Source organism: Comamonas terrae (assembly GCF_001544075.1).
Classification (GTDB): domain Bacteria; phylum Pseudomonadota; class Gammaproteobacteria; order Burkholderiales; family Burkholderiaceae_C; genus Comamonas; species Comamonas terrae.
Window position 1 is genome coordinate 62740 of the sequence record NZ_BCNT01000004.1, and the last position, 24287, is coordinate 87026.

Annotated in this window: 15 protein-coding genes; 10 read left to right on the forward strand and 5 right to left on the reverse strand. The window is 67.3% G+C overall.

Annotated features, from left to right (window positions below):
- Positions 1-403 precede the first annotated feature (403 nt).
- Positions 404-3181, reverse strand: coding sequence for a bifunctional [glutamate--ammonia ligase]-adenylyl-L-tyrosine phosphorylase/[glutamate--ammonia-ligase] adenylyltransferase (gene glnE, locus Cte04_RS06630; RefSeq protein ID WP_066474236.1), 2778 nt, complete (start codon positions 3179-3181; stop codon positions 404-406).
- 132 nt (positions 3182-3313) lie between these two features.
- Here glnE and Cte04_RS06635 point away from each other — a divergent pair, with 132 nt between their 5' ends.
- The 5 genes from Cte04_RS06635 to Cte04_RS06655 all read left to right on the forward strand — a co-directional run bounded on the left by Cte04_RS06635 (position 3314) and on the right by Cte04_RS06655 (position 11948).
- The gene (locus tag Cte04_RS06635; protein WP_066474240.1) at positions 3314-7543 is read left to right on the forward strand and encodes a YhdP family protein; all 4230 of its coding nucleotides are present in this window, start codon (positions 3314-3316) and stop codon (positions 7541-7543) included.
- Complete coding sequence (locus Cte04_RS06640) at positions 7540-8355, forward strand: carbon-nitrogen hydrolase family protein (RefSeq protein ID WP_066474242.1); 816 nt, start codon at positions 7540-7542, stop codon at positions 8353-8355. The genes Cte04_RS06635 and Cte04_RS06640 overlap by 4 nt, the downstream gene beginning before the upstream one ends.
- 110 nt (positions 8356-8465) lie before the next feature.
- Positions 8466-10427: a two-component system sensor histidine kinase NtrB gene (locus Cte04_RS06645; protein ID WP_083526568.1), complete on the forward strand. Its 1962-nt coding sequence runs from the start codon at positions 8466-8468 to the stop codon at positions 10425-10427.
- Between the two features lie 96 nt (positions 10428-10523).
- Positions 10524-11153 carry a response regulator transcription factor gene (locus tag Cte04_RS06650; protein ID WP_066474252.1) on the forward strand — a complete coding sequence of 210 codons (630 nt, stop codon included), beginning with the start codon at positions 10524-10526 and terminating at the stop codon, positions 11151-11153.
- A 156-nt stretch (positions 11154-11309) separates the two neighbouring features.
- Complete coding sequence (locus Cte04_RS06655; protein ID WP_066474256.1) at positions 11310-11948, forward strand: LysE family translocator; 639 nt, start codon at positions 11310-11312, stop codon at positions 11946-11948.
- A gap of 106 nt (positions 11949-12054) precedes the next feature.
- On the opposite strand, the gene Cte04_RS06660 is transcribed toward Cte04_RS06655, so the two are convergent.
- Together Cte04_RS06660 and Cte04_RS21740 are read right to left on the reverse strand one after the other, a co-directional pair.
- Positions 12055-12711: a YiaD family glycine zipper/OmpA-like lipoprotein gene (locus tag Cte04_RS06660; protein WP_066474257.1), complete on the reverse strand. Its 657-nt coding sequence runs from the start codon at positions 12709-12711 to the stop codon at positions 12055-12057.
- A 191-nt stretch (positions 12712-12902) separates the two neighbouring features.
- Positions 12903-13067, reverse strand: a complete 165-nt coding sequence (locus Cte04_RS21740; protein ID WP_169798041.1) for a hypothetical protein — start codon at positions 13065-13067, stop codon at positions 12903-12905.
- On the opposite strand from Cte04_RS21740, the gene mltA reads away from it, so the two are divergent.
- Positions 13066-14238, forward strand: coding sequence for a murein transglycosylase A (gene mltA, locus Cte04_RS06665; RefSeq protein WP_066474265.1), 1173 nt, complete (start codon positions 13066-13068; stop codon positions 14236-14238). The two genes, Cte04_RS21740 and mltA, sit on opposite strands and share 2 nt — an antisense overlap.
- A gap of 150 nt (positions 14239-14388) precedes the next feature.
- Here mltA and Cte04_RS06670 read toward each other — a convergent pair whose 3' ends face one another.
- Complete coding sequence (locus tag Cte04_RS06670) at positions 14389-16194, reverse strand: MFS transporter (RefSeq protein WP_083526542.1); 1806 nt, start codon at positions 16192-16194, stop codon at positions 14389-14391.
- A 118-nt stretch (positions 16195-16312) separates the two neighbouring features.
- The gene (locus tag Cte04_RS06675) at positions 16313-16840 is read right to left on the reverse strand and encodes an Lrp/AsnC family transcriptional regulator (protein ID WP_066474269.1); all 528 of its coding nucleotides are present in this window, start codon (positions 16838-16840) and stop codon (positions 16313-16315) included.
- A 190-nt stretch (positions 16841-17030) separates the two neighbouring features.
- On the opposite strand from Cte04_RS06675, the gene Cte04_RS06680 reads away from it, so the two are divergent.
- From Cte04_RS06680 to secF, 4 genes are all read left to right on the forward strand, one after another.
- Positions 17031-20591 carry an indolepyruvate ferredoxin oxidoreductase family protein gene (locus Cte04_RS06680; RefSeq protein WP_066474278.1) on the forward strand — a complete coding sequence of 1187 codons (3561 nt, stop codon included), beginning with the start codon at positions 17031-17033 and terminating at the stop codon, positions 20589-20591.
- 391 nt (positions 20592-20982) lie between these two features.
- Positions 20983-21315 (forward strand): preprotein translocase subunit YajC, encoded by a 333-nt coding sequence (gene yajC, locus Cte04_RS06685; protein ID WP_066474281.1) that lies wholly within the window; start codon positions 20983-20985, stop codon positions 21313-21315.
- Positions 21316-21402: 87 nt separating this feature from the next.
- Positions 21403-23301 (forward strand): protein translocase subunit SecD, encoded by a 1899-nt coding sequence (gene secD / locus Cte04_RS06690; protein WP_066474284.1) that lies wholly within the window; start codon positions 21403-21405, stop codon positions 23299-23301.
- Between the two features lie 11 nt (positions 23302-23312).
- Positions 23313-24263, forward strand: a complete 951-nt coding sequence (secF, locus tag Cte04_RS06695) for a protein translocase subunit SecF (RefSeq protein ID WP_066474288.1) — start codon at positions 23313-23315, stop codon at positions 24261-24263.
- Positions 24264-24287: the final 24 nt, after the last annotated feature.

Genomic DNA, 24287 nt, shown 5'->3' on the forward strand with positions numbered 1-24287 from the left:
CCCAAAGAAAAAGGCCACTGGCAGATCAGTGGCCTTTTTGCTGCGTAATAAAAAAGTTGCGAAGCATCCCGAAACGAATTAAGAGAGGGAGGGAGGAGAAGCGCTCCGGGCGGTTCATTGGGCAGACCCAAAGGCTTCGCAACATGAAATCGACTGAGGTGGCCTCCCTGATTCACACCTGATGTTTCGATAGATGCGTCACTTTTGCAGAAGTTCCATAGCCTGGGGGTATCGAATTTGTAACATTTTGAGGAAGCCCTGTTTCTGCCTGTAGGCCAAATCCGATCATTGCTGCCGGAGCCGCTTGCGGCGGTCCGGCAGGGCTCACTTTTTCATCGCCGGGCCGCCCAAGGATGGAAAGTGGGGCAGCCCGTACGCCACACACGGTGGAGAGTGCGGGCTGTCAGTTTTCCGCTGCAAACACGGCATTCCATAGCGCCAGCACCGCATCGCGCTGCGCCGCGGCCTGCTCGGGCGGCAACTGGCCCGAACGCTCGTCCAGCCGCGCCACATGCTGCAGGCGGCGCAGCTCGCGGTAGGCCCTGGCCGCCGCGTGGCCCACGCCCGCAGGCAGCAGGCCCGCATCCTCGGCGCGCTGCAGCAGCGCGATGTTGCCCACATTGGCGATCAGCTCGGCATGCGCGGCCGACTGCGACAGCACCAGGAACTGCACCGCGAACTCCACGTCCACCATGCCGCCCGGGCTGTGCTTGACGTCGAACAGGCCGCCGCGCACGGGGTGGGCGCTGCGCACGCGCTCGCGCATGGCCACGATCTCGGCACGCAGGGCGGCCGCATCGCGGGGCGCGGTGATCACGGCCTCGCGCACGGCATCGAAGCGCTCGCGCAGCTTCATGTCCGTGGGCAGCTGGCCCGGCGGCGGCGGGAAGTCGGGGCTGCCAAGCACGAAGCGGGCACGTGTCATGGCCTGGTGCTCCCACGTCCAGGCGGTATTGCTGCCGCGCCGCTGCTGGTAGTTCGCATAGGACTCGAAGCTGGTCACCAGCAGGCCGGAGTTGCCGTTGGGGCGCAGCGCGGTGTCGATCTCGAACAGGTCGCCCTCGCCGGTCTTCACGGTCAGCCAGTTGATGAGCTTGCGCACGAATGCCGCGTAGACCTCGGGCGCGCGCTCGTCCTCGTCGTCGAACACGAAGACGATGTCCAGGTCGCTGCCGTAGCCCAGCTCCTTGCCCCCGAGCTTGCCGTAGCCGATGATGCCGAACTGCGGCGAATCGCGGTGGCGGTTCTTGAGCCGGGCCCAGCACCACTGGGCCGTGACGCGCAGGATGCTGTCGGCCAGCGCGCTCAGGTCGTCGGCCACCTGCTCCACGGTGATGCGGCCTTCCACGTCCCGCGCCAGCGTGCGGAAGACTTCGGCATGGTGGGCGCGGCGCAGCAGGTTGAGCAGGGTCTCGTCGTCGTCCTCGCCCGTGGACTGCAGCGCCGCCAGGCGCAGCGCGAGCTCGTGCTCGAAGTCGGCAGCGACGAAGCGCTCCTTGAGGATGGCGTCGCTGGCCAGCTCGTCGATCACGCCCGGATGCTGCTGCAGATAGCGCGCGGGCCAGCGGGCCGCGCCCAGCAGGTGCAGCAGCCGCTCGTGCACGGCCGGGCGCTCCAGCAGCAGCGCCAGATAGCTTTCGCGGCGCAGCAGCGGCTCCAGCCACTGCAGAAAACGCTTGGCCGCTTCTTCGGACACCTGGCCGCCTTCCACCCATTGGGAGGTGCGCTCCACCAGGCGGAACAGGCGTGTGCGCGCCTCGTCGCGCAGCCCGGCAATGCGCGCATTGCCGCGCCAGTCGGCCACCTGGCCGGCCAGCGCGGGCGGCAGCAGCTCGATCAGGTCTTCGATCTCGCGCGGCGTGGGCGCGCTGCCGGCGGCCGTCCTGGCCGTGCCGCAACGGCCATTGCCACATTGCGGCGCATCGCCGCCGAGCAGGGTGTCGAATTCCTGGGCCACCAGTTCGCGGTGCTCGTCGAGCTGGTGCAGAAAGGCACAGGCATCGGCATAGCCCATGGTCTTCGCGATCCACAGCAGGTCGTCGTCGCGCGTGGGCAGCACATGGGTCTGCTGGTCGTCCAGGTACTGGATACGGTGCTCCACCCGGCGCAGGAAGGTGTAGGCCTCGCCCAGGGCCCGGGCGATGTCCTGGCTCATGAGGTCGGCGCGGGCCAGGCGCTGCAGGGCTTCCAGCGTGGGGCGGCAGCGCAGCTCGGGGAACTGGCCGCCGCGCACTACCTGCAGCAGTTGCACGATGAATTCGATCTCGCGTATGCCGCCGCGCGACAGCTTCACGTCGTTGGCGCGCTCCGGATGGCCGGCGCTGCGCTTGGCCGCATGCTCGCGGATCTGGCGGTGCAGCACGCGCAGCGCGTCGAACACCGCGTAATCGAGATAGCGGCGGAACACAAAGGGCAGCACCACGCCGCGCAAGGCCTGGACATTGGGCGACTGTATGCAGGCCAAGGGAGCCACGACGCGGCTCTTGAGCCAGGCAAAGCGCTCCCACTCGCGGCCGTGGATCTGCAGGTATTCCTCCAGCGAGGCCAGCGACACCGCGGCCGCGCCGGAATTGCCGTTGGGCCGCAAGGCCAGGTCCACGCGAAAGACGAAGCCGTGCTCCGTGGTGTCGCCGATCAGGCTGTAGATGCCCTTGACGACGCGCGCGAAGTACTCGTGGTTGGAGATGACGCCGCGGCCGTCGCTCTGGCCTGCCGTCTCGCCGTCATGCTCGTAAACATAGATCAGGTCGATGTCGCTGGAGACATTGAGCTCGCGCGCGCCGAGCTTGCCCATGCCGATCACCCACAGCTGCACGGGCTGGCCGTCCGGACCCCGGGGAGCCCCATGGCGGGCATCCAGGTCGGCGCGCGCCTGGGCGCAGGCCCGGTCCAGCGCCAGCTCGGCCAGCTCGGTCACGGCGCGGGTCACCACGTCCAGCGGCGCCTGCTGCTCGCAGTCGAGCACCATGGCGCGTTCCACCACCAGCTGGCGCAGCACGCGCAGGCTGGCCGACAGATCCATTCCGCGCTGCCGCAGGCCGGCCAGGGCCTGCTCCATCAGCGCCTTGTCAGGCGCGCCGGGCGGCAGCACATCGAACCAGCTGTCATACCGGCGATGCAGGCGCTGGTAAAAGCGTGAATACCGGGCCGAGGAAGAAACATTCACGGCGTTATCTGCCATTGCTTACTTTTGTGGATTGCATACCGACCGCAAAAACATGACCGCAGCTTGCATCGGCGGGGCGGCAACCGATGGTTACCACTTGTGCCTTCGGGGGGAAGGTCATAATTCCAGCCATTGCTTGAGCCACAGATGATCGAACCGAAACCGCACCCGACTCGCCTGATCCACAGGCTGGCCAGCTTGGCACGGTGGTCTTTGGGACTGGTCCTGGCCTTGTGGCTGGCCGCCGCCACCGTGTGGGCAGGGCTCCATCTCTGGATTGTGCCGCGAATCAGCGAATGGCGCCCCGAGCTGCAGTCCCTGGCCTCACGCGCTCTGGGTATACCTGTGACCATCGAAGCCCTGGCGGCCCGCCGCGACGGGCTGGTGCCCACCTTCGAGCTCACCGACGTGGTGCTGCACGACCCGGCCAACGGCGGCAAGGCCTTGCACCTGGCCAGGGTGGTGGTGGCCGTCTCGGCCCGCTCGCTGCTCACGCTGGGCGTGGAGCAGATCTATGTGGAAGCCCCCGAGCTGACCGTGCGGCGCGCGCCGGACGGTCAGATTTTCGTGGCAGGCATTGCGGTCACCGCCAGCGGTTCCGACAAGAACAACCATGCGGACTGGTTTCTGTCCCAGCCCGAGATTGCGCTGCGCCGCGGTTCGGTGCAATGGATCGACGAAAAGCTCCAGGCCCCGCCGCTTGCGCTGCACGATGTGGATCTGGTGCTGCGCAACAAGGGCTGGAGCCACTCGCTGCGCCTGGATGCCACGCCGCCCGAAGCCTGGGGCCACCGCTTCAGCCTGATGGGGCGCTTCAGGGAACCCCTGCTTTCCGTGCACGAGGGGCGGATCGAGCGCTGGAGCGGCCAGGCCTTCATGGACTTTGCGCAGGTAGACCTGTCCCAGCTCGGGCAGTACCTGGAGCCCCAGGACTGGAAGCTGCAGCAGGGCAAGGGCTCGGTGCGCGCCTGGGTGGAAGTCAGCCGCGGCCAGCCGGTGGGCACGGTGGCCGACCTGGCCATCGAGGCGCTGCAGCTGCAGTGGAAGGACAAGCCCCAGCCGCTGCAGCTGCAATCGCTGCATGGCCGCCTTAGCGCCAGAAGCCAGGACGGCTACCAGCTGGCCGTCCAGGGCCTGAGCTTCACCACGGGCGACGGCCTGCACTGGCCACGCGGCGACTTCAATCTCCGCTACCAGCCCACGGGGGCTTCCGAGCAAGGGCCGCAGGGCGAGCGCGGCGAATTGCGCGCCGACGGCCTGGACCTGGCCATTGCCTCCCAGGTGCTGCGCCGGCTGCCCGTTCCCCAGGCCCTGCAGACGCAGCTGCAGGCCCTGGCACCCTCGGGCCGGCTGCACCAGCTGCAGCTGTCCTGGCGCGGCCCCGTCGATACACCCACCCATTACAAGGCCTCGGGCCAATTCGAGCAGCTGGAGCTGCGCGGCCAGCCGTCGGACCAGGGCCCCGGGCACACCGGCGTTCCGGGCTTCCAGGGCGTTTCGGGCCAGTTCGCCTTCGACCAGGACAGCGGCCGTGCCCGGATCGGGCGGGCAAGCCAGGGTCCGCAGGCCGTGCTGAGCTTTCCCGGTGTCTTCGAAGATCCCGACATCCCCCTGGACGAGCTCGATGCCACCGTGCAGTGGCAGCTGCAGGGACAGGGCAAGGACCGGACGATCAAGGTACAGGTGCCGCAGCTGCGCTTTGCCAACGACGATACGGCGGGCCAGCTCCAGGCCCGATGGCAGACCGGCGCCGGCACCGCGGCCGAGCCCCGCTTCCCCGGCCTGCTGGAGCTGCAGGGCCAGCTCGGCCGGGCCAATGGCGCGCGCATCCATCGCTACCTGCCTCTGGAAGTGGGCGACGATGCGCGCCGCTATGTGCGCGAGGCCGTCACGGCCGGCCAGGCCAGTGCGGTGAACTTCAGGGTCAGAGGCGACCTCGAGCATTTCCCGTTCGACAAGGCACACCAGGGCAGCCCAAAAGGCAGCGCCAGAGGCGACTTCCATGTCGAGGCCCGGGTGCACGACGTGCACTACCAGTATGTGCCAGCCTATCTGCTGTCGCCGGGCGAAAAGCCCTGGCCTGCCCTGACCCAGCTCACAGGGGAGCTGGTCTTCGACAAGAATTCCATGCATGTGCGCAAGGCCAGGGGCATGCTGGGCGGCAGCGCCGTGGCGCTGGACGATGCGCAGGCCGCCGTGGACGACTGGAACCAGACCGAGGTCGAAGTCCAGGCCCGGGCCCACGGCCCGCTGGGCGACATGCTGGCCATCGTCCAGGCTTCCGCGCTGTCGGCCCTTACCGAACACGCACTCGATGAAAGCCGTGGCGACGGACCGGCGAAACTGGCGCTCAAGCTGCATCTGCCGACGGCGCACATGCAGCGCAGCAAGATCAGCGGCGCGGTGGAGCTGAACGGCAACTCCATCCAGCTCATGCCCGAGGTCCCCCTGCTGAGCCAGGCGCGCGGCACCGTGCAGTTTTCCGAGACGGGCTTCAATCTGACCGGCGTGCAGGCCAGGGCGCTGGGCGGCGCCGTGAGGATCGAAGGCGGCATGAAGCCCGCAGCCAACGCTGCCGCCGGCAGCTCCACACCCATTCAGATCCAGGTACAGGGCCTGGCTACGGCCAAGGGCCTTCAGGAAGCCAGGGAGCTGGGGCCCTTCGCCCGCATGGCGAAGCATCTGCAGGGCCAGGCCCGCTACAGCCTGCAGCTGAACATCCACAAGGCCACGGAATTCACGTTCCAGAGCGATCTGCAGGGCATGGGCCTGCAATTGCCGGCGCCGCTGGGCAAGCCGGTCCAGGAAACGCTGCCGGTGCGCATCAGCCGCCGCCTGCTGTCTGCCGAAGCGGACCAGCTCAGCGTGCAATGGGGCAACGCAGGTGCCGCAATGATCGACAGGAAACTGCAGGACGGCGGTGCCCAGGTGCAGCGCGGCAGCTATGTGCTCGCCCCGGGAGCCCAGGCCGACGCCGGCAAGCTGCCCCCGCAGGGCTTGGCGGCGCGCATGGAGCAACCCCGGCTGGACGTGGACGCCTGGACCGATCTGCTGCAGGACCTGGCCGGCGAAAGCCCCACCGCCGCCGACAGCGGCAAGCCCGGCAGCGCGATGGACGACATGCGCCAGTACCTGCCGCAGCAGCTGGAGCTCAAGGCCGGCGAACTCCGGCTGCACGGCCGCCAGCTGCACGATGTCGCCGTGCTGACCAGCCATGCCGGCAAGGCCTGGAGCAGCCAGATCACCGCGCGCGAACTGGCAGGTACCATCGAATACCGCGAGGGCTCGCCGCAGGAGCCCGCGGGCCAGCTCATCGCCAGGCTCTCGCGCCTGACCATTCCCGATGCGGAAAGCGGCCTCGACCTCGTCAACGAGCAGGATGCCGCGGTACGCGAGCTGCCGGCGCTGCAGATCTCCGTGGACGATTTCCGCCTGGGCGCCCGCTCGCTCGGTCACCTGGAAGTGCAGGCACGCAACCAGTTGCTGCCCGGTAGCACAGGCCAGAGCTCGGGGGTCCGCCAGTGGCAGCTGTCGCGCTTCGACATCAGCACGGCCGAGGCGAGCCTGACGGCCAACGGCCAATGGTCGATACGCTATGGCGACAAGGCCCATCCCGGCGATACCCAGCTGCACTTCCGGCTGGCGCTGCGCGACGTCGGGCAGCTGCTGAGGCGCTTCGACATGCCCGGCGTGGTCGCCAACGGCCAGGGCAGCCTGCAGGGCGACATCGCCTGGTCGGGCTCACCCATCACGCCCGACTTCAGGACCATGTCCGGCACCGTCCATGTGGATGTGCAGAAGGGCCAGTTCCTCAAGGCGGATCCCGGCCTGGCCAAGCTGCTGGGCGTGCTGAGCCTGCAGGCCCTGCCGCGGCGCCTCACGCTGGACTTCCGCGACGTCTTCCGCAACGGTTTTTCGTTCGACTTCATGCGCGGCGACGTGCAGATCCAGAAAGGCATGGCCCGCACCAACAACATGCAGATGAAGGGCGTCAATGCCGCCGTGCTGATGGAAGGCTCGGCCGACATCGACAAGGAAACCCAGGACCTGCATGTCGTGGTGGTGCCCGAAATCAATGCCATGACCGCCTCGCTGGTGGCAACCGCCATCAACCCCGTGGTGGGCCTGAGCAGCTTCCTGGCCCAGATGATCCTGCGCGGCCCGCTGATCGCGGCCAATACCAAGGAATTCCAGATCCGCGGCAGCTGGGACGACCCGCAGGTGGTGGAACTGCCGCGCCGTGCCTTGAAGAAGGGAGCGGCCAACGGTTCCCCTCTGGACGAATCGGGCAGCAATGCGAAGATGCCCGAGCCGGGACGGCCCGCCGCCGAAACCCCGGCCAGCCCCGCCGGTACCGAAGCCAAGGAGAACCCATGAAGATTGCAGCCCTACAAATGGTGTCCGGCCTGGATGTCCAGCGCAACCTGGCGCAGGCCAGGCTGTTGATACAGCAGGCGGCCGCGCTGGGGGCCGAACTCGTGGCCCTGCCCGAATATTTCTGTGCCATGGGGCGACGGGACACGGACAAGCTTGCCGTGCGCGAGAGCTTCGGCCAGGGCCCGATCCAGGATTTTCTGGCCCAGGCCGCACGCGAACTGCAGCTGTGGGTGCTGGGAGGCACCGTGCCGCTGGCTGCCGATGACGACGGCCATGCGCTCAACAGCAGCCTGCTGTTTTCGCCGCAGGGCGAGTGCGCGGCGCGCTACGACAAGATCCACCTGTTCCATTTCGAGAACGGCAAGGAGCGCTACGAGGAGGCTGCTACCGTGCAGGCCGGCAGCCGGCCCGTGGTCTGCGACGTACGGGCGCGCAGCGGCGAAGTCTGGCGCCTGGGGCTGAGCGTCTGCTACGACCTGCGCTTTCCGGAGCTCTACCGCGCGCTCAGCGCCCAGGGGGCCGATGTGCTGCTGGTGCCCAGCGCCTTCACCCACACCACGGGCCAGGCCCACTGGGAAACGCTGCTGCGCGCCCGCGCCGTGGAGAACCTCGCCTATGTGCTGGCGCCCGGACAGGGCGGCGTGCACGAGAACGGCCGGCGCACCTGGGGCCACAGCATGCTGGTCGACCCCTGGGGCGAGGTGCAGGCACTGCAGGCCTGCGGCCCCGGCATTGCCCTGGGCGAGCTGAGCCATGAACGCCTGCGGCAATTGCGGCAACAATTGCCGGCTTTGACCCATCGCGTGCTGTGAGCCTCTCCTCCCCTTTCTCCTCCGGACAGGAAACCGAGCCCTTCTCCCGCTGGCCGTGGCGCCGCTGGCGCCAGGCCTGGCGCCGCTGGTCGCTGTGGAGCCTGCTGGTGATGCTGGTCGCCAGCATGCTGGTGACCATGGTCTGGCTGGCCGGGCGCTACGAAGCCTCCCAGGTGCAGGACAAGCTCGAGCGCGACACCATCAATGCCACTGGCGACATCCGCGTGGCGCTCAACCGCAATCTGCAGGACCTGCAGGCGCTCAACGCGGCCGACGACGATATCGCGGCCTGGAAAATCCGCGCCGCCGAGATCCTGCAGGTGCGGCGCGAACTCATGCGCATCGAGTGGCGCAGCACCGATCTGCGCCTGCGCGCCCACGCGGAAACGCCTTACCGTTCCATCAACTGGGACGACCATGGCCACGGCGACGGCATGCTGCCCGAGTCCTCGCTGACCTGCACCCATGCGCGCCGGCTCAACGGCCCCTCTTATTCTCCCAGCCACTTCCAGCTGCTGGGCGAAGGCCTGGGCACCGAAACCATGGACGTCTGCCTGCCGCAGACGCAGAACGGCCATCTGGTGGGCTATGTGATCGGCACCTACAGCCTGCAGGGCATTCTGATGGCCCAGGTGGGCAAGACCCTGCCGCGCACGCAGGAGGTTTCCTTCACCGAGCCGGACGGCACGCGCCTGGCCCTGGTGGGCGCGGCCTGGCGCGGCTCGCGCATGTTCACGTCCCAGCAGCTGCTGGACCTGCCCGGCAACACGCTGGTGCTGCGCATGGACAGCTGGCACCGCGCGCCCAGCGTCTTCCCCAATGTGATGACGGCCCTGGTCACGCTGATGTCGATCGCGCTGGTCTCCGTGGTCGTGGTGCTGGTGCGCGACAACCGGCGGCGCCTGCGCGCCGAGCGCGACCTGGGCGATGCGCTGGCCTTTCGCAAGGCCATGGAGGACTCCCTGGTCACCGGCATGCGCGCACGCGACCTGCAGGGCTACATCACCTATGTCAACCCGGCCTTCTGCAACATGGTGGGCTTCACGGCCGAGGAGCTGCTGGGCCTGAACGTCGCGCCCTACTGGCCGCCGGAGCTGGCCGAGGAATATGCCCAGCGCCGCGACAACCGCCTCTCGGGCGCCTCGCCGCCGCCGCGCGAAGGCCATGAAAGCGTCTTCATGCGCAAGGACGGCTCGCGCTTCCCGGTGCTGATCTTCGAAGCTCCGCTGATCAATGCCCAGGGCATGCACACAGGCTGGATGAGCGCCTTCATCGACATCAGCGAGCAGCGCCGCATGGAAGAGCTCTCGCGCGCCTCGCAGGAACGCCTGCAGGCCACCGCGCGACTGGCCACGGTGGGCGAAATGGCTTCGCTGCTCAGCCATGAGCTCACCCAGCCGCTGGCCGCGATCTCCAGCTATGCCACGGGCTCGCTCAACATGCTCTCGCACACCCTGCCCGATCCTGCCCATGCGCTGCAGCAGCTGCAGGTCCAGCAGCAGGACCTGCGCATGGCCCTGGAGCAGATCGGCATCCAGGCCGAGCGCGCGGGCCGCGTGATCAAGAGCGTGCGCGACTTCGTGCGCCGGCGCGACCAGTCGCGCGAAGTCATCTCCGCGGCCGAGCTGTTCGAGGCCGTCCAGCCCCTGGTGAACCTGCAGGCCCACAAGCTCGGGGTGCAGGTGCGCACCGAGATCGAGCCGCGGCTGCCGCCCGTGCTGTGCGATCCCACCATGGTCGAGCAGGTATTGCTCAACCTGGCGCGCAACGGCATGCAGGCCATGGATTCGCTGCAGACTCCGGCCCGCGTGCTGACACTGCAGGCACGCGGCCTGGAGAGCTACGGCCAGCGTTGGGTAGAATTTTCCGTGGCGGACTGCGGCGTCGGCATCTCTCCCGAGGTGGCCAGCCAGCTGTTCACGCCCTTTTTCACCACGCGGGCGGAAGGCATGGGGCTGGGCCTGAGCCTGTGCCGCACTGTCGTGGAACAGCATGGCGGACGCCTGGTCCACCGCCCCAACCACCCGCAGGGCACGGAGTTCGTGTTCACGCTGCCGGCGCACTGCGAGTAGAAACGAGTTAGGACTCGCGCAGACGAGAACGCACAAGCGCCATGCCTTGAGCAGGCGCCTTGCCCCATCGAATTTGCGCCAGCCCGTGGAGTCTTCATGGAACCTGTACCCGACGCTACCGTCTATATCGTGGACGACGATGCCAGCGTGCGCGACGCGCTGGCCTGGCTGCTGCGCTCGCGCCGCCTGCTCAGCGAATGCTATGACAGCGCCGAAGCCTTCGAAGCCATGCTGCAGTCCCGGCCGCAGGTCACGCGCCCGAGCTGCCTGCTGCTGGACATGCGCATGGGCGGCATGAGCGGGCTGGCCCTGTTCAACCTCATGCTCGAGCGCGGCCAGACGGACACCATGCCGGTGATCTTCCTGACCGGCCATGCCGACGTGCCGACCGCGGTGGATACCGTCAAGCGCGGCGCCTTCGATTTCTGCGAGAAGCCGTTTTCCGACAATGCCCTGGTCGACCGCATCGAGCAGGCGCTGGCCGTCTCGGCCAGGCACCTGGAAGCGCGCCATGCGAGCGAAGCCGTGCGCAAGCGCCTGGGCGAACTCACCGAGCGCGAGCAGGACGTGATGCGCCTGGTCGTCGAAGGCGTGCCCAACAAGCTGATTGCCGACCAGCTCGACATCAGCGTGCGCACCGTGGAAGTGCATCGCGCGCGCGTCTTCGACAAGATGCAGGTCAAGTCGGCCGTGGAACTGGCCAACCTGCTGAGAAATGCCCACTGAGGTGCCGTACGTGCGCCGGCGCCTGGCGGGCGCTCCAGGACCTTGAGGGTCCGCAGAGCCGGGAAATAATGCAGAGGAAGGGCGGCGGGCGCGGCTGGATGCCTCACAACGCAACGAAAATACGCGCTGTCTACTGCAACTGAATATTCCCCGACCATGTCCATCGCCCACTGGCTTGTTTTCTGCGGCGTCTCGCTGCTGATGTGCTTCACTCCCGGCCCGGCCGTGCTGCTGGCCATCTCGAACTCGGTGGACGTGGGGGCAAGGCGGACCGCATTCAGCTCGCTGGGCAGTTCGGCGGGCATCTTCGTTGTTTCCGCGCTGGCGATGATCGGCATGGGGACCATACTGCGCATGTCGGCAAATGCGTTCCTGGCGATGAAAGTGGCCGGCGCGATGTACCTCATCTGGCTGGGCATCATACGCTGGCGCAGCAAGGAGGGCCTGCTCGGCAGCGCTGCGGGCCTGGCGCCTGCGCAGCGGCGCGAGCGCAGGAACCGGGAGTTGGTTTGGCAGGGTCTGGGCGTGTCGCTGACAAACCCCAAATCGATCCTGTTCTTCTCGGCCCTGTTCCCGCAGTTCATCGTGCCCGAAGCATCCCTGTTCACGCAGTACCTGCTGCTGACCACGACATTTGCGGTCTGCGCGTTGATCGCGCATGCTTTCTACGTGGTGCTTATTTCGCTGGTCAAGGACCATGTGGCCGCGCGTGCCAAGCTATTCAACCGCATCGTGGGCGGCACCTTCATTGCACTGGGCCTGAGCCTGCTGAAGACACGGCACAGGCTGGCGTGACCGGCAAGGCCCGCCGGGGCGGCTGAATACGACACGGCTGGAATCCCCCTGCAAAGCAAAAAAGCCCCGCCTGAAGCGGGGCTTGTCGTATCGGCACGCTTGGCGCTTACTGGGCACGTTCGCCCACGTAGATTTCCACGCGGCGGTTGCGGGCGCGGCCTTCGGCCGTGTTGTTGGAGGCGATTGGCTGGCGCGAGCCCATGCCCTGCACCTGGATGCGGGTGCCGCCGACGCCGCGCGAAGTCAGGTAGTTGCGCGTGCTCTCGGCGCGCTGCAGCGACAGGGGGTCGTTGATCGCATCGGAGCCGGTGCTGTCGGTGTGGCCGATGATGCGCACCTCGGCATTCGGATTGTTGCGCAGGCCGTCGGCGAAGCGGTCCAGGATGGGGGCGAAGTTGCTCTTGATGTCGGCACGGCCCGTGTCGAACGAGATGTCGCTGGGGATGTCCAGCTTGAGCTGGTTGTCCGCCGTCTGGGACACGCCCACGCCCGTGCCCTGGGTCGCGGCTTCCATTTCGCGCTTTTGCTTTTCGAGGTTCTGCGACCAGATGTAGGAGCCCAGGGCACCCACGCCCGCGCCGATCAGCGCGCCCTTGCCGGCATGGCCGCCCGCGATGGCGCCGATAGCCGCGCCGCCCAGCGCGCCCACGCCCGCGCCGGTGGCCGTGCGGCGCGTGGTGTCGGACATGCCGTCCATGTTCGCGCAGCCCGAGATGAACAATGCGGAGGCCAGAGCGGCCGTCAGAGCCAGTTGCTTGCGCATAGAAAACTCCTTTTTCGTAAACATTCCCGGAAACCGGGTTCGGGAAACGGCTTTCATTGTTGAAGTTCAGCCGCAGCAAGCGTATCAGCGGTCACAAGGCAAGTTCGTAGGACTGCACCCGCCGGCCCCGCCGCGGGTTGCAAAACATTGTCACTGCCGCCAGAGGCAAGCGGGCGGCCGGCCCTGGCCGTTCAGGGGCGCGGCCGGGGCGGCTGCCCGCCCTCCGGCTTCTGCTCGGCGGCATCGCGCGCAGCGGCCGGCAACTCCCCCTTGTGCCGACCGGAAAACATGGTCCACCACACAATAGCGACCAGAATCGCCAACGCCAGCAGCGCTTCAAGCAAAATCAGAACCATGAATTTCCATCTCCTGCGCCATGCCTTGATGGCGCTGATTGTAGGGACCCTGGTGGCCTGCACCACCACCAAGCAACAGCACGATCCTTCGCCGGTTCCCGAGCTGCAGCCGCACGGCGGCGGCGCGGCCGCCCGCCCGCCGCTGGCCACGAACACGCCCACCAAGAGCCGCTGGGTGGCCGTGGACTGGAGCGAGCTGCCGGGCGTGCAGCAGGACTCGTTCAGCGAGGCCTGGAATGCCTGGATCAAGAACTGCGAGCGGCCCAATACCGTGTTCGCCGGACTGTGCCGCGAGGTGCGCCAGCTCAGCATCGCCGACGAGGATGCGCAGCGCAGCTGGCTGATGGAAAAGCTGCAGCCCTACCGCCTCGAGGCCGTGGGCGGCGGCCCCGACGGCCTGCTGACCTCCTACTACGAGCCCATGTTCGATGCCCAGCGCATACCCGGCAACGGCTACAACGTGCCGCTGTACCAGACGCCGCTGGGCCTGGGCAAGCGCAAGCCCTGGTACACGCGCCAGCAGATCGAGACCCTGCCCGAGGCCCAGGCCGCGCTGGCCGGCCGCGCCATTGCCTGGCTGCGCGATCCCGTGGACGCGCTGATCCTGCACATCCAGGGCTCGGGCCGGCTCAACATCACCGAGCCGGACGGGCGCCAGCACCTGATCCGCGTGGCCTTTGCGGGCACCAACGACCAGCCCTACAAGAGCGTGGGCCGCTGGCTGCTGGACCAGGGCCTGGTGCGCGACGCGACCTGGCCCGGCATCAGCGCCTGGATCGCCGCCAATCCCGGGCGCGTGAACGAAATGCTGTGGAGCAATCCACGCTATGTATTTTTCCGCGAGGAGCCGCTGGAGGGCCTGGATGCGGCCTTCGGCCCCAAGGGCGCGCAGGGCGTGGCGCTGACGCCCGGCCGCTCGATCGCCGTGGACCGCAACAGCATTCCCTACGGCACGCCGGTGTGGCTGTCCTCGCCCGGCCCCACGGTGGCGCTGAATCGCCTGGTGTTCGCCCAGGACACGGGCAGCGCCATCCTGGGCGCCGTGCGCGCCGACTTCTTCATGGGCTGGGGCCAGGAAGCCGGCGACCTGGCAGGCCGCGTGAAGCAGAACCTGCGCCTGTGGGCGCTGTGGCCGCGCAGCCAGGTGGGGCAGGCTCCGCATCTGAAGTGAAGCCCTGGTGCGCTGCCGGCCGCAGCGCAGCAAAAAAGAGAGCTGCCATCGCTTCCTGCGTATTGCTTCCAGACAGCTATATGTCTGAAGTCTTTATGCAGACTGCGATGGCAGCTCTTTTTTTGAGAGTCCTTGGACCCCTGCCGCCTGCTACTGCGTATCCGCGAAATAGCGCTGCACCAGCGGCGGCTCCTTGCCCTGGTGGAAGGCCAGCTTGCGGTCGCGCAGCGCCACGTCGGCGGCCGTCACGCGGTCGAAGCGGCGCAGATGCTCGGTCCAGGATTCGTCGGTGATCTGCTCCACATAGCGCTCCGGATGGCTCATGCTGTGCAGCAGGTGCCAGGACAGCGCGCCCTGGCGCATGCGGCTGCGCCGGCTCTCCTGCATCAGCGCGCGGAATTCCGCGGCACGCGCGGGGTCTATGTGGTATTCGATGGTCACCACCACGCGGCCGGCCTCGGGCGGCACGTCGACCACGGGACGCTTGATGGCCTTGGACGGGCTCAGGTCCTCCTCGATCTGGCGGTCGCGGATCAGCCGCTGCACCGCCAGCATGGACAGCAGACCGCAGGCCGCCGCCAGCATCAGACTGGCCTGCACGCTCAGCAGGCTGGCCACCTGTCCCCAGAGCGCCGCCCCCGCGGCCGTGCCGCCCATGATGGACATCTGGTAGATGGACATGCCGCGCGCCCGCACCCAGTTGGGCAGCGCCATCTGGGCCGAGACGCCCAGCGTGTTGGCCGTGGAGATCAGCGCCATGCCGGCCAGCATCATGGCGGGCACGGCCACATAAACATTGGGCGCCAGCGCCACGATCAGCGTGGCCAGGCCCTGCACGGCCGCGCCCAGCAGCACCAGCCGCTCCTTGGCAAAGGCCTGGCGCAGCCGCGGCAGGAACAGCGCGCCGACGATGGCGCCCGCGCCCATGGAGGCCAGCAGCAGCGTGAAGGTGTTGGCGCCCCCGCCGTCGGCCGCCGGGCCGTGCAGGCGCTGGGCCGTCAGCGGCAGCAGGGCCATGACGGCCGTGGACTGCAGGAAGAAGGCCACGGTGCGCGCCAGCACCGCGTGCATGCGCGGCGACTCCTTGACGAACTGCAGGCCCACGCGCATGGCCGAGGGCAGGCGCTCGCGGCCCAGCGGGTTCTCGTGGTGCTTGCGCTTCCAGCGGATCAGCACGAAGCCCGAGACAATCGACAGCGCCGCGTTGAGCACGAACACCCAGGCACTGCCCAGGCTGGCGATGAGGGCGCCGGCCACCAGCGGGCCGATGATGCGCGAGGCGTTCATGGCCACGGCGTTGAGCGCCATGGCCGAGGGCAGGTGGTGCTTGGGCACCAGCTCGGGAATCAGCGCCGAGAACACCGGCCAGCGCATGGCCAGGCCGATGCCGTTGGCAAAGGTCAGCGCCAGCAGGATGTGGGCCGTCATGCGGCCCGAAAGCACGGCCAGGCACAGCACCAGCGCCACGGCGGCCACCCAGAACTGGGTGACGATGAAGTAGCGGCGCCGGTCCAGAATGTCGGCCAGCGCGCCGCTGGGCAGGCCCAGCAGGAACACCGGCAGCGTGGAGGCCGACTGCACCAGCGCCACCAGCACGGGCGAGGTGGTCAGCGAGGTCATCAGCCAGGCCGCCGCCACGTCGTTCATCCACATGCAGGTATTGGCCGCCATCCAGATCAGCCACAGCATGCGGAAAGTGGGCGTGGACAGCGGCGCCCAGACCGCGCTGGCCGCCTTCTGCGCCTGCTGGCTCTTGTGGCTTTCGGCCGCGGCCTGCGCGGCCCCGGCCACATCGCCCGGGGTCATGCCCGAAGGGTCTTCCAGCAGCGTGCCCGGCGCGCCGATGCCGGCCTCTTCGGCGGCGCCGGCACCGGGCGCGGCAGGCGGCGGGTGGCTGGGGCCGGCGGCATCGTCAGCCTGCGGCGCTAGGGGTGGGGAAAGATGATCGTCGGCCATTCAGCCACATTTTGCGGGCAAAAGTTCCGATGTGAACCAACGGGTGACCGCATTTGCAAAAACAGGCATGCAGCCCTCTTGCAACAAGCGCCTTTCGCTATTTTTTCAATAGCAAACCTCAGCCGCCCGGCTTGCCCCGCGGCCCCGCCGCGTCGGGCGCCTGCCCGGCCATGAGCCCCAGATGGGCCAGCGGCAGCGCCGCGCTGGACTTGATCTCGCCCAGCGAGAAGCTGGTCTGCATGTCCTTCACATTGGGCAGGTTCAGCAGGGTGTTGCGCGCGAACTGGGCAAAGCTGTCCAGGTCGCGGGCCACCACCTGCAGCTCGAAGGTGCCGGTGCCGCTGATGTAGTGGCAGGACACGACCTCGGGCAGCTTGCGGATGGCCTCCTCCATTTCCTGCGTCAGCGCCCCGGCGGTCTGCACGGCGTCCAGCCGCACGAAGGCCAGCACGCCCAGGCCGATCTTGTGGCGGTCGATGTCGGCGTGGTAGCCGCGGATGTAGCCGGCCTCCTCCAGCGCGCGCACGCGGCGCCAGCAGGGTGCGGCCGACAGGCCTACGCGCTGGGCCAGTTCGGCGTTGGTCAGGCGCGCATCGGCCTGCAGATGCGCGAGGATGGCGATGTCGAATTTATCCAGATCATTCACAAAATGGCACCTGAGAGAAAGAATCTTTCTCAGAATAGCCGAAATCAAGCAAAGAAAGAAAAGACCTATCCGGCAAGACTGAATACACTGGAAATCGGCGATTCATTACCAATGACAAACGAGTCTTGCGCGTATCGCGGCCGGGATCTCCGGCCCTGCGACGCACGGCCACACACCATGGAGACAAGCCATGAATGCCCCACTGCCCCACGAAGTGCGCAAAGCACTCGAATCCGTCACGCTCGACGACAAATACACGCTGGAACACGGCCGCGCCTTCATGAGCGGCGTGCAGGCGCTGGTCCGGCTGCCCATGCTGCAGCGCCACCGCGATGCGGCCGCGGGCCTGAACACCGCGGGCTTCATCAGCGGCTACCGCGGCTCGCCCCTGGGCAGCTATGACCAGGCCCTGTGGGCCGCCAGGAAGCACATGGAGGCGAACCACATCGTCTTCCAGCCCGGCGTGAACGAGGAGCTGGGCGCCACGGCCGTCTGGGGCTCGCAGCAGCTGGACCTCTACCCCGAGAGCAAGAAGTTCGACGGCGTCTTCGGCATCTGGTACGGCAAGGGCCCGGGCGTGGACCGCTGCTCCGACGTGTTCAAGCACGCCAACATGGCCGGCACCTCCAAGCATGGCGGCGTCATCGCCATCGCCGGCGACGACCACATCAGCAAGAGCAGCACGGCCGCGCACCAGAGCGACCACATCTTCAAGGCCTGCGGCACGCCGGTGTTCTTCCCCAGCAACGTGCAGGACATCCTGGACATGGGCCTGCACGCCTTCGCCATGAGCCGGTTCTCGGGCCTGTGGTCGGGCATGAAGACCATCCAGGAGGTGGTGGAGTCCTCGGCCAGCATCTCGGTCGACCCGGACCGCGTGAACATCGTGCTGCCCGAGGATTTCCAGATGCCGCCCGGCGGCCTGCACATCCGCTGGCCCGATCCGCCGCTGGAGCAGGAGCAGCGGCTGATGAACTACAAGTGGTATGCGGCCCTGGCGTATGTGCGCGCCAACAAGCTCAACCACAACGTGATCGCCACGCCGAATGACCGCTTCGGCATCATCGCCAGCGGCAAGGCCTACAACGACATGCGCCAGGCCCTGGCCGACCTGGGGCTGGACGACGATACCTGCCGCCAGCTCGGCATCCGCGTGCACAAGGTCAACGTGGTCTGGCCGCTGGAGGCCACGATCACGCGCGATTTCGCGCGCGGCCTGCAGGAGATCCTGGTGGTCGAGGAAAAGCGCCAGGTCATCGAATACCAGATCAAGGAAGAGCTCTACAACTGGCGCGACGACGTGCGCCCCAACGTGGTCGGCAAGTTCAGCGACGAGCACGGCGGCGAATGGTCGCTGCCCAACCCCAGCACCGACTGGCTGCTGCGCCCCAATGCCGACCTGACGCCGGCGCTGATCGCGCGTGCCATCGCCGCGCGGCTGCACAAGCTGGGCGTGCCCCAGCACATCGAGGCACGCATGCACGAGCGCATTGCCGTGCTCGACGCGCGCGAGGCCGCGCTCAAGGCGGCGCACGAGGTCGCCACGGGCGACCGCACGCCCTGGTTCTGCAGCGGCTGCCCGCACAACACCTCCACGCGCGTGCCCGAGGGCAGCCGCGCCGTGGCCGGCATCGGCTGCCACTACATGGCCACATGGATGCCCGACCGCAAGACCAGCACCTTCACGCAGATGGGCGGCGAAGGCGTGACCTGGAGCGGCCAGGCGCACTTCAGCAAGGAAGAACACATCTTCGCCAACCTGGGCGACGGCACCTATTTCCACAGCGGCCTGCTGGCGATACGCCAGAGCATTGCCTCGGGCGTGAACATCACCTACAAGGTGCTGTACAACGACGCCGTGGCCATGACCGGCGGCCAGCGCGTGGGCGAGCGGCCCGAGGGCCACTCGGTGCTGCAGATCATGAACAGCCTGGTCTCCGAAGGCGTGGCCAGGCTGGTCATCGTCACCGACGAGCCCGAAAAGTACGACGGCGTCAAGCTGGCCGAGGGCGTGACCGTGCACCACCGCGACGAGCTGGACCGCATCCAGCGCGAATTCCGCGAGATCAAGGGCACCTCGATCATCATCTACGACCAGACCTGCGCGACCGAGAAGCGCCGCCGCCGCAAGCGCGGCACGCTGGCCAATCCGGCCAAGACCGTGGTCATCAACGAGCTGGTCTGCGAAGGCTGCGGCGACTGCTCGGTGCAGTCCAACTGCCTGTCGGTGGAGCCCGTGGAGACGGAGTTCGGCCGCAAGCGCCGCATCAACCAGAGCAGCTGCAACAAGGACTTTTCCTGCGTCAAGGGCTTCTGCCCGAGCTTCGTCACCATCGAGGGCGGCACGCTCAAGAAGCCCAAGAAGGAGAAAAAGGGCGACCTGGGCCTGCTGCCGGCGATCCCCGAGCCCGCGCTGCCCGTGGCCGAGCAGGCCTGGGGCATCGTGGTGGCCGGCGTGGGCGGCACGGGCGTGATCACCATCGGCTCGCTGCTGGGCATGGCCGCCCACCTCGAGGGCAAGGGCGTGATCACCCAGGACGCCGCGGGCCTGGCGCAGAAAGGCGGCTCCACCTGGAGCCACATCCAGATCGCCAACCGCGCCGAGGCCATCTACACCACCAAGGTGGACATGGCCAAGGCCGACCTGGTGATCGGCTGCGACCCCATCGTCGCGGCCACGCCCGCCACGCTGTCCGTCATGCAGCCCGGCCGCACCTTCATCGCGCTCAACAGCCATGCGGCGCCCACGGCGGCCTTTGTCGGCAACCCCGACTGGCAGTCGCCCGAGGACCGCTGCGCCAGCCTGCTGGCCCAGACCGTGGGCCAGGACCATGTGGGCAGCTTCAACGCCGAGCAGGCCTCGGTGGCCCTGCTGGGCGACAGCATCTATGCCAACCCCATGATGCTGGGCTACGCCTGGCAGAAGGGCCGCGTGCCGCTGACGCATGCCTCCATCATGCGCGCCATGGAACTCAACGGCGTGCAGGTGGCCAACAACCAGGCGGCCTTCGAATGGGGGCGGCGCTGCGCGCATGACCTGGCCTCGGTGAGCGCGCTGTACCAGGCCACGCAGGTGATCCAGTTCGTCAAGAAGCCCTCGCTGGACGAAATGGTGGCCAGGCGCGTGGAGTTCCTGACCGGCTACCAGAACGCCGCCTATGCCCGCGAGTACCAGGACTTCGTGGCCCGCGTGCGCGCCCGGGAGGAAAGCCTGGGCCGGGGCACGCGCCTGTCGCAGGCCGTGGCCCGCTATCTGTTCAAGCTCATGGCGTACAAGGACGAGTACGAGGTGGCCCGCCTGCACACCGACGCGGCCTTCACGCAGAAGATCGGCGACATGTTCGAAGGCGACTACAAGGTCGTCCACCACCTGGCGCCGCCGGCCTCGGCACGCAAGGATGCGCAGGGCCATCTGGTCAAGAAGGCCTACGGCCCCTGGATGCACAAGGCCATGGGCGTGCTGGCCAGGATGAAGGGCCTGCGCGGCACGGCGCTGGATCCGTTCGGCAGGACCGCGGAGCGCCGCACCGAGCGCGCGCTGATCGCCGAATACCGCGCGTGCATCGAGACGCTGCTGGCCGGCCTCACCGCCGACAGGCTGGCGCTGGCCGTGGAGATCGCCTCCATTCCCGAGGACATCCGCGGCTACGGCCACGTGAAGGAAAACCACCTGGCCGCCGCGCGCACCAAGTGGCAGGCGCTGATGGCACGCTGGAATGCCCCTGCCCAAGTTGCGGCAGCGGTGAACTAATCCGGCGCAGCCGCATCACAACAGGGCCAGGGCAACCCGGCCTTTGCTTTCCCCAGGTCTTTGTCCTGGCTGTGCTGCCCGATGCCGGCCATGCCTGACAATGGCCGCGGAACATGTTTCCGTGCGTCGGACACTCTTGTTTTAATAGCTGCAAGCGCTTGATACTGCTCAATCTCAAAACACAACACACCCGAATCCGAGCAGATTCGCGCGCCAGCAGCTAGCGTTTCAGAAGCATCCCGACGGCAGACGGACTGTCCCCCGGCAAAGGCCCGGGCAGCGCCCTGCCCTGCCGGCTCGGGGAACAACGCAGCCGAATACAATGTTCCGTTACTCTGCGACACCGGCCCTGCCGGTTCGCGACGCCCTTGTTGTGATTGGAGTTTGATCCGTGTTTATTTCTTCCGCTTTCGCCCAGACCGCCCCCGCTGCTGCCGCCGAGGGCGGCTTCATGGGTTCCCTGACCGGCATGCTGCCGCTGGTGCTGATGTTCGTGGTGCTGTACTTCGTCATGATCCGCCCCCAGATGAAGCGCCAGAAGGAACACCGCGCCATGGTCGACGCGCTGGCCAAGGGCGACGAAGTGGCGACCGCCGGCGGCATCATCGGCAAGGTCACGCGCCTGGCCGAGCAGTTCATCTACATCGAAGTGGCCGCTGGCGTGGAAGTCCAGATCCAGCGCTCCGCCGTGGTGCAGGTGCTGCCCAAGGGCACGTCCAAGTAAGCCTGGCCTGTCTTTTGAAGAGAGGGTACGGCGCCGGCGGCGGTGCACGTACCCGTTGTGCGTTGCTGTAATTCAAAGAGCGCGATCATGAACCGATATCCGGTCTGGAAGTACGCGATCATCGTGATCGCGCTGCTGGTGGGGGTGCTCTACACCCTGCCCAATTTCTTCGGCGAAGCGCCTGCCGTGCAGGTGTCTTCGGGCAAAGCCACCGTCAAGGTGGACAACGCCGTGCTGCAAAAAGTGCAGGCGGCGCTGGATGCCGCGGGCGTCAAGCCCGATGCGCTGTCGCTGGAAGGCACTTCGGTGCGGGCCCGTTTCAACACGCCCGACGAGCAGCTCAAGGCCAAGGACGTGATCCAGAAGTCGCTGATCACCGATCCCGCCGATCCTGCCTACATCGTGGCGCTGAACCTGGTGTCGCGCTCGCCCGACTGGCTCACGGCCATCGGCGCCAAGCCCATGTACCTGGGCCTGGACCTGCGCGGCGGCGTGCACTTCATGCTGCAGGTGGACATGGCCGCGGCCCTGACCAAGAAGGCCGACAGCTACGCCGGCGACCTGCGCACCACCATGCGCGACAAGAACATCCGCCACGGCGGCATCAGCCGCGACGGCAACAACGTCAACATCCGCGTGCGCGACGAAGCCACGCTGACGGCCGCGCGCAACCTGATCTCCGACCAGTTCCCCGACCTGACGACCACGTCCGCGCCCGACGGCACGGGCTTCACGCTGCAGGCCACGATCAAGCCCGAGGCCCTGCGCAAGGTGCAGGAACAGGCGCTCAAGCAGAACATCATCACGCTGCACAACCGCATCAACGAACTCGGCGTGGCCGAGCCGGTGATCCAGCAGCAGGGCCTGGACCGCATCGTCGTGCAGCTGCCCGGCGTGCAGGACACGGCCAAGGCCAAGGACATCCTGGGCCGCACGGCCACGCTGGAGGTGCGCATGGTGGACGAGTCCGCCGAGGCGCGCGCCGCCGAGATGGGTACGGGCCCCGTGCCCTTCGGCTCCGAGAAGTACCTGGACCGCAACGGCCAGTCCATCATCGTGCAAAAGCAGGTGACGCTGACCGGCGAGAACCTGACCGACGCCCAGCCCGGCTTCGACAGCCAGACCCAGGAGCCCACCGTCAACCTGACGCTGGATGCCAAGGGCTCGCGCATCTTCAAGGACGTGACGCGCGAGAACGTGGGCAAGCGCATGGCCATCATCCTGTTCGAGAAGGGCAAGGGCGAGGTCGTCACGGCTCCCGTGATCCGCTCCGAAATCGGCGGCGGCCGCGTGCAGATCTCGGGCCGCATGACCACCATGGAAGCCAACGACACGGCCCTGCTGCTGCGCGCCGGCTCGCTGGCGGCGCCCATGGAGATCATCGAGGAATACACCATCGGCCCCAGCCTGGGCGCCGACAACATCAGCCGCGGCATCCACTCCGTGGTCTGGGGCATGGTGGCGATCGCCGTCTTCATGTGCGTGTACTATCTGCTGTTCGGCGTGATCTCCACGATCGCGCTGTCGGTCAACGTGCTGCTGCTGCTGGCCATCCTGTCCATGCTGCAGGCCACGCTGACCCTGCCCGGCATCGCCGCCATGGCGCTGGCGCTGGGCGTGGCCATCGACTCCAACGTGCTGATCAACGAGCGCATCCGCGAGGAGCTGCGCGGCGGGGCCTCGCCGCAGGCCGCCATCCACGCGGGCTACGAGCACGCCTGGCACACCATCCTGGACTCCAACGTGACCACGCTGATCGCGGGCCTGGCCCTGCTGGCCTTCGGCTCGGGCGTGGTGCGCGGCTTTGCCGTGGTGCACTGCATCGGCATCCTGACCAGCATGTTCTCGGCCGTGTTCTTCTCGCGCGGTCTGGTCAACCTCTGGTATGGCGGCCGCAAGAAGCTCAAGAGCGTGTCCATCGGCCAGGTCTGGAAGCCTGAAGGCTCCGACCTGCGTTCCGTGGCCAGCCGCCGCGTCGGCGACTAAGGAGAAAGACCATGGAATTTTTCCGCATCAAAAAAGACATTCCGTTCATGAAGTACGCGTTGGTCTTCAACGCGATCTCCTTCATCACCTTTGCGCTGGCCGTGTTCTTCCTGTTCTCGCGCGGCCTGCACCTGTCGGTGGAGTTCACGGGCGGCACGGTCATGGAAGTGGCCTACACCCAGCCGGCCGACATCGGCAAGGTGCGCGAGAGCATCTCCAAGCTCGGCTATGCCGACGTGATCGTGCAGAACTTCGGCACCTCGCGGGACGTCATGATCCGCCTGCCCGTGCAAAAGGGCGTGACCTCGGCCCAGCAGAGCGAGCAGGTGCTCACTGCGCTGAAGGCCGAGGATGCCGAGGTGACGCTGCGCCGCACCGAGTTCGTGGGTCCGCAGGTGGGCGACGAGCTCATGCACAACGGCCTCATGGCCCTGGGCTTCGTGGTGCTGGGCATCGTGATCTACCTGGCGTTCCGCTTCGAATGGAAGTTCGGCGTCGCGGCCATCATCGCCAACCTGCACGACGTGATCATCATCCTGGGCTTCTTCGCGTTCTTCCAGTGGGAGTTCTCGCTGTCCGTGCTGGCCGGCGTGCTGGCCGTGCTCGGCTACTCGGTCAACGAGTCGGTGGTGATCTTCGACCGTATCCGCGAGGCCTTCCGCAAGTTCCGCAAGCTCAACACGCACGAGGTGATCGACCACGCCATCACCTCCACCATGAGCCGCACCATCATCACCCACGCCTCCACCGAGGCCATGGTGCTGTCGATGTTCTTCTTCGGCGGCCCCAGCCTGCACTACTTCGCGCTGGCGCTGACCATCGGCATTCTGTTCGGCATCTATTCGTCGGTGTTCGTGGCGGCGGCCATCGCCATGTGGCTGGGCGTCAAGCGCGAAGATCTGGTCAAGTCCACCAAGGCTGCGCAGGACCCCAACGACCCCAATGCCGGAGCCGTGGTCTAGCGCCCAGCCGGCTTACACTTTGGG

Bases quoted from the DNA above. Each gene is read 5' to 3' on its own strand.
- Cte04_RS06640 (WP_066474242.1), top strand. From the start codon at position 7,540: ATGAAGATTGCAGCCCTACAAATGGTGTCCGGCCTGGATGTCCAGCGC.
- Cte04_RS21740 (WP_169798041.1), bottom strand. From the start codon at position 13,067: ATGGTTCTGATTTTGCTTGAAGCGCTGCTGGCGTTGGCGATTCTGGTC.
- mltA (WP_066474265.1), top strand. From the start codon at position 13,066: ATGAATTTCCATCTCCTGCGCCATGCCTTGATGGCGCTGATTGTAGGG.
- secF (WP_066474288.1), top strand. From the start codon at position 23,313: ATGGAATTTTTCCGCATCAAAAAAGACATTCCGTTCATGAAGTACGCG.
- secD (WP_066474284.1), top strand. From the start codon at position 21,403: ATGAACCGATATCCGGTCTGGAAGTACGCGATCATCGTGATCGCGCTG.
- Cte04_RS06660 (WP_066474257.1), bottom strand. From the start codon at position 12,711: ATGCGCAAGCAACTGGCTCTGACGGCCGCTCTGGCCTCCGCATTGTTC.
- Cte04_RS06655 (WP_066474256.1), top strand. From the start codon at position 11,310: ATGTCCATCGCCCACTGGCTTGTTTTCTGCGGCGTCTCGCTGCTGATG.
- Cte04_RS06650 (WP_066474252.1), top strand. From the start codon at position 10,524: ATGGAACCTGTACCCGACGCTACCGTCTATATCGTGGACGACGATGCC.
- Cte04_RS06680 (WP_066474278.1), top strand. From the start codon at position 17,031: ATGAATGCCCCACTGCCCCACGAAGTGCGCAAAGCACTCGAATCCGTC.
- glnE (WP_066474236.1), bottom strand. From the start codon at position 3,181: ATGGCAGATAACGCCGTGAATGTTTCTTCCTCGGCCCGGTATTCACGC.
- Cte04_RS06645 (WP_083526568.1), top strand. From the start codon at position 8,466: ATGCTGGTCGCCAGCATGCTGGTGACCATGGTCTGGCTGGCCGGGCGC.
- Cte04_RS06635 (WP_066474240.1), top strand. From the start codon at position 3,314: ATGATCGAACCGAAACCGCACCCGACTCGCCTGATCCACAGGCTGGCC.
- Cte04_RS06670 (WP_083526542.1), bottom strand. From the start codon at position 16,194: ATGGCCGACGATCATCTTTCCCCACCCCTAGCGCCGCAGGCTGACGAT.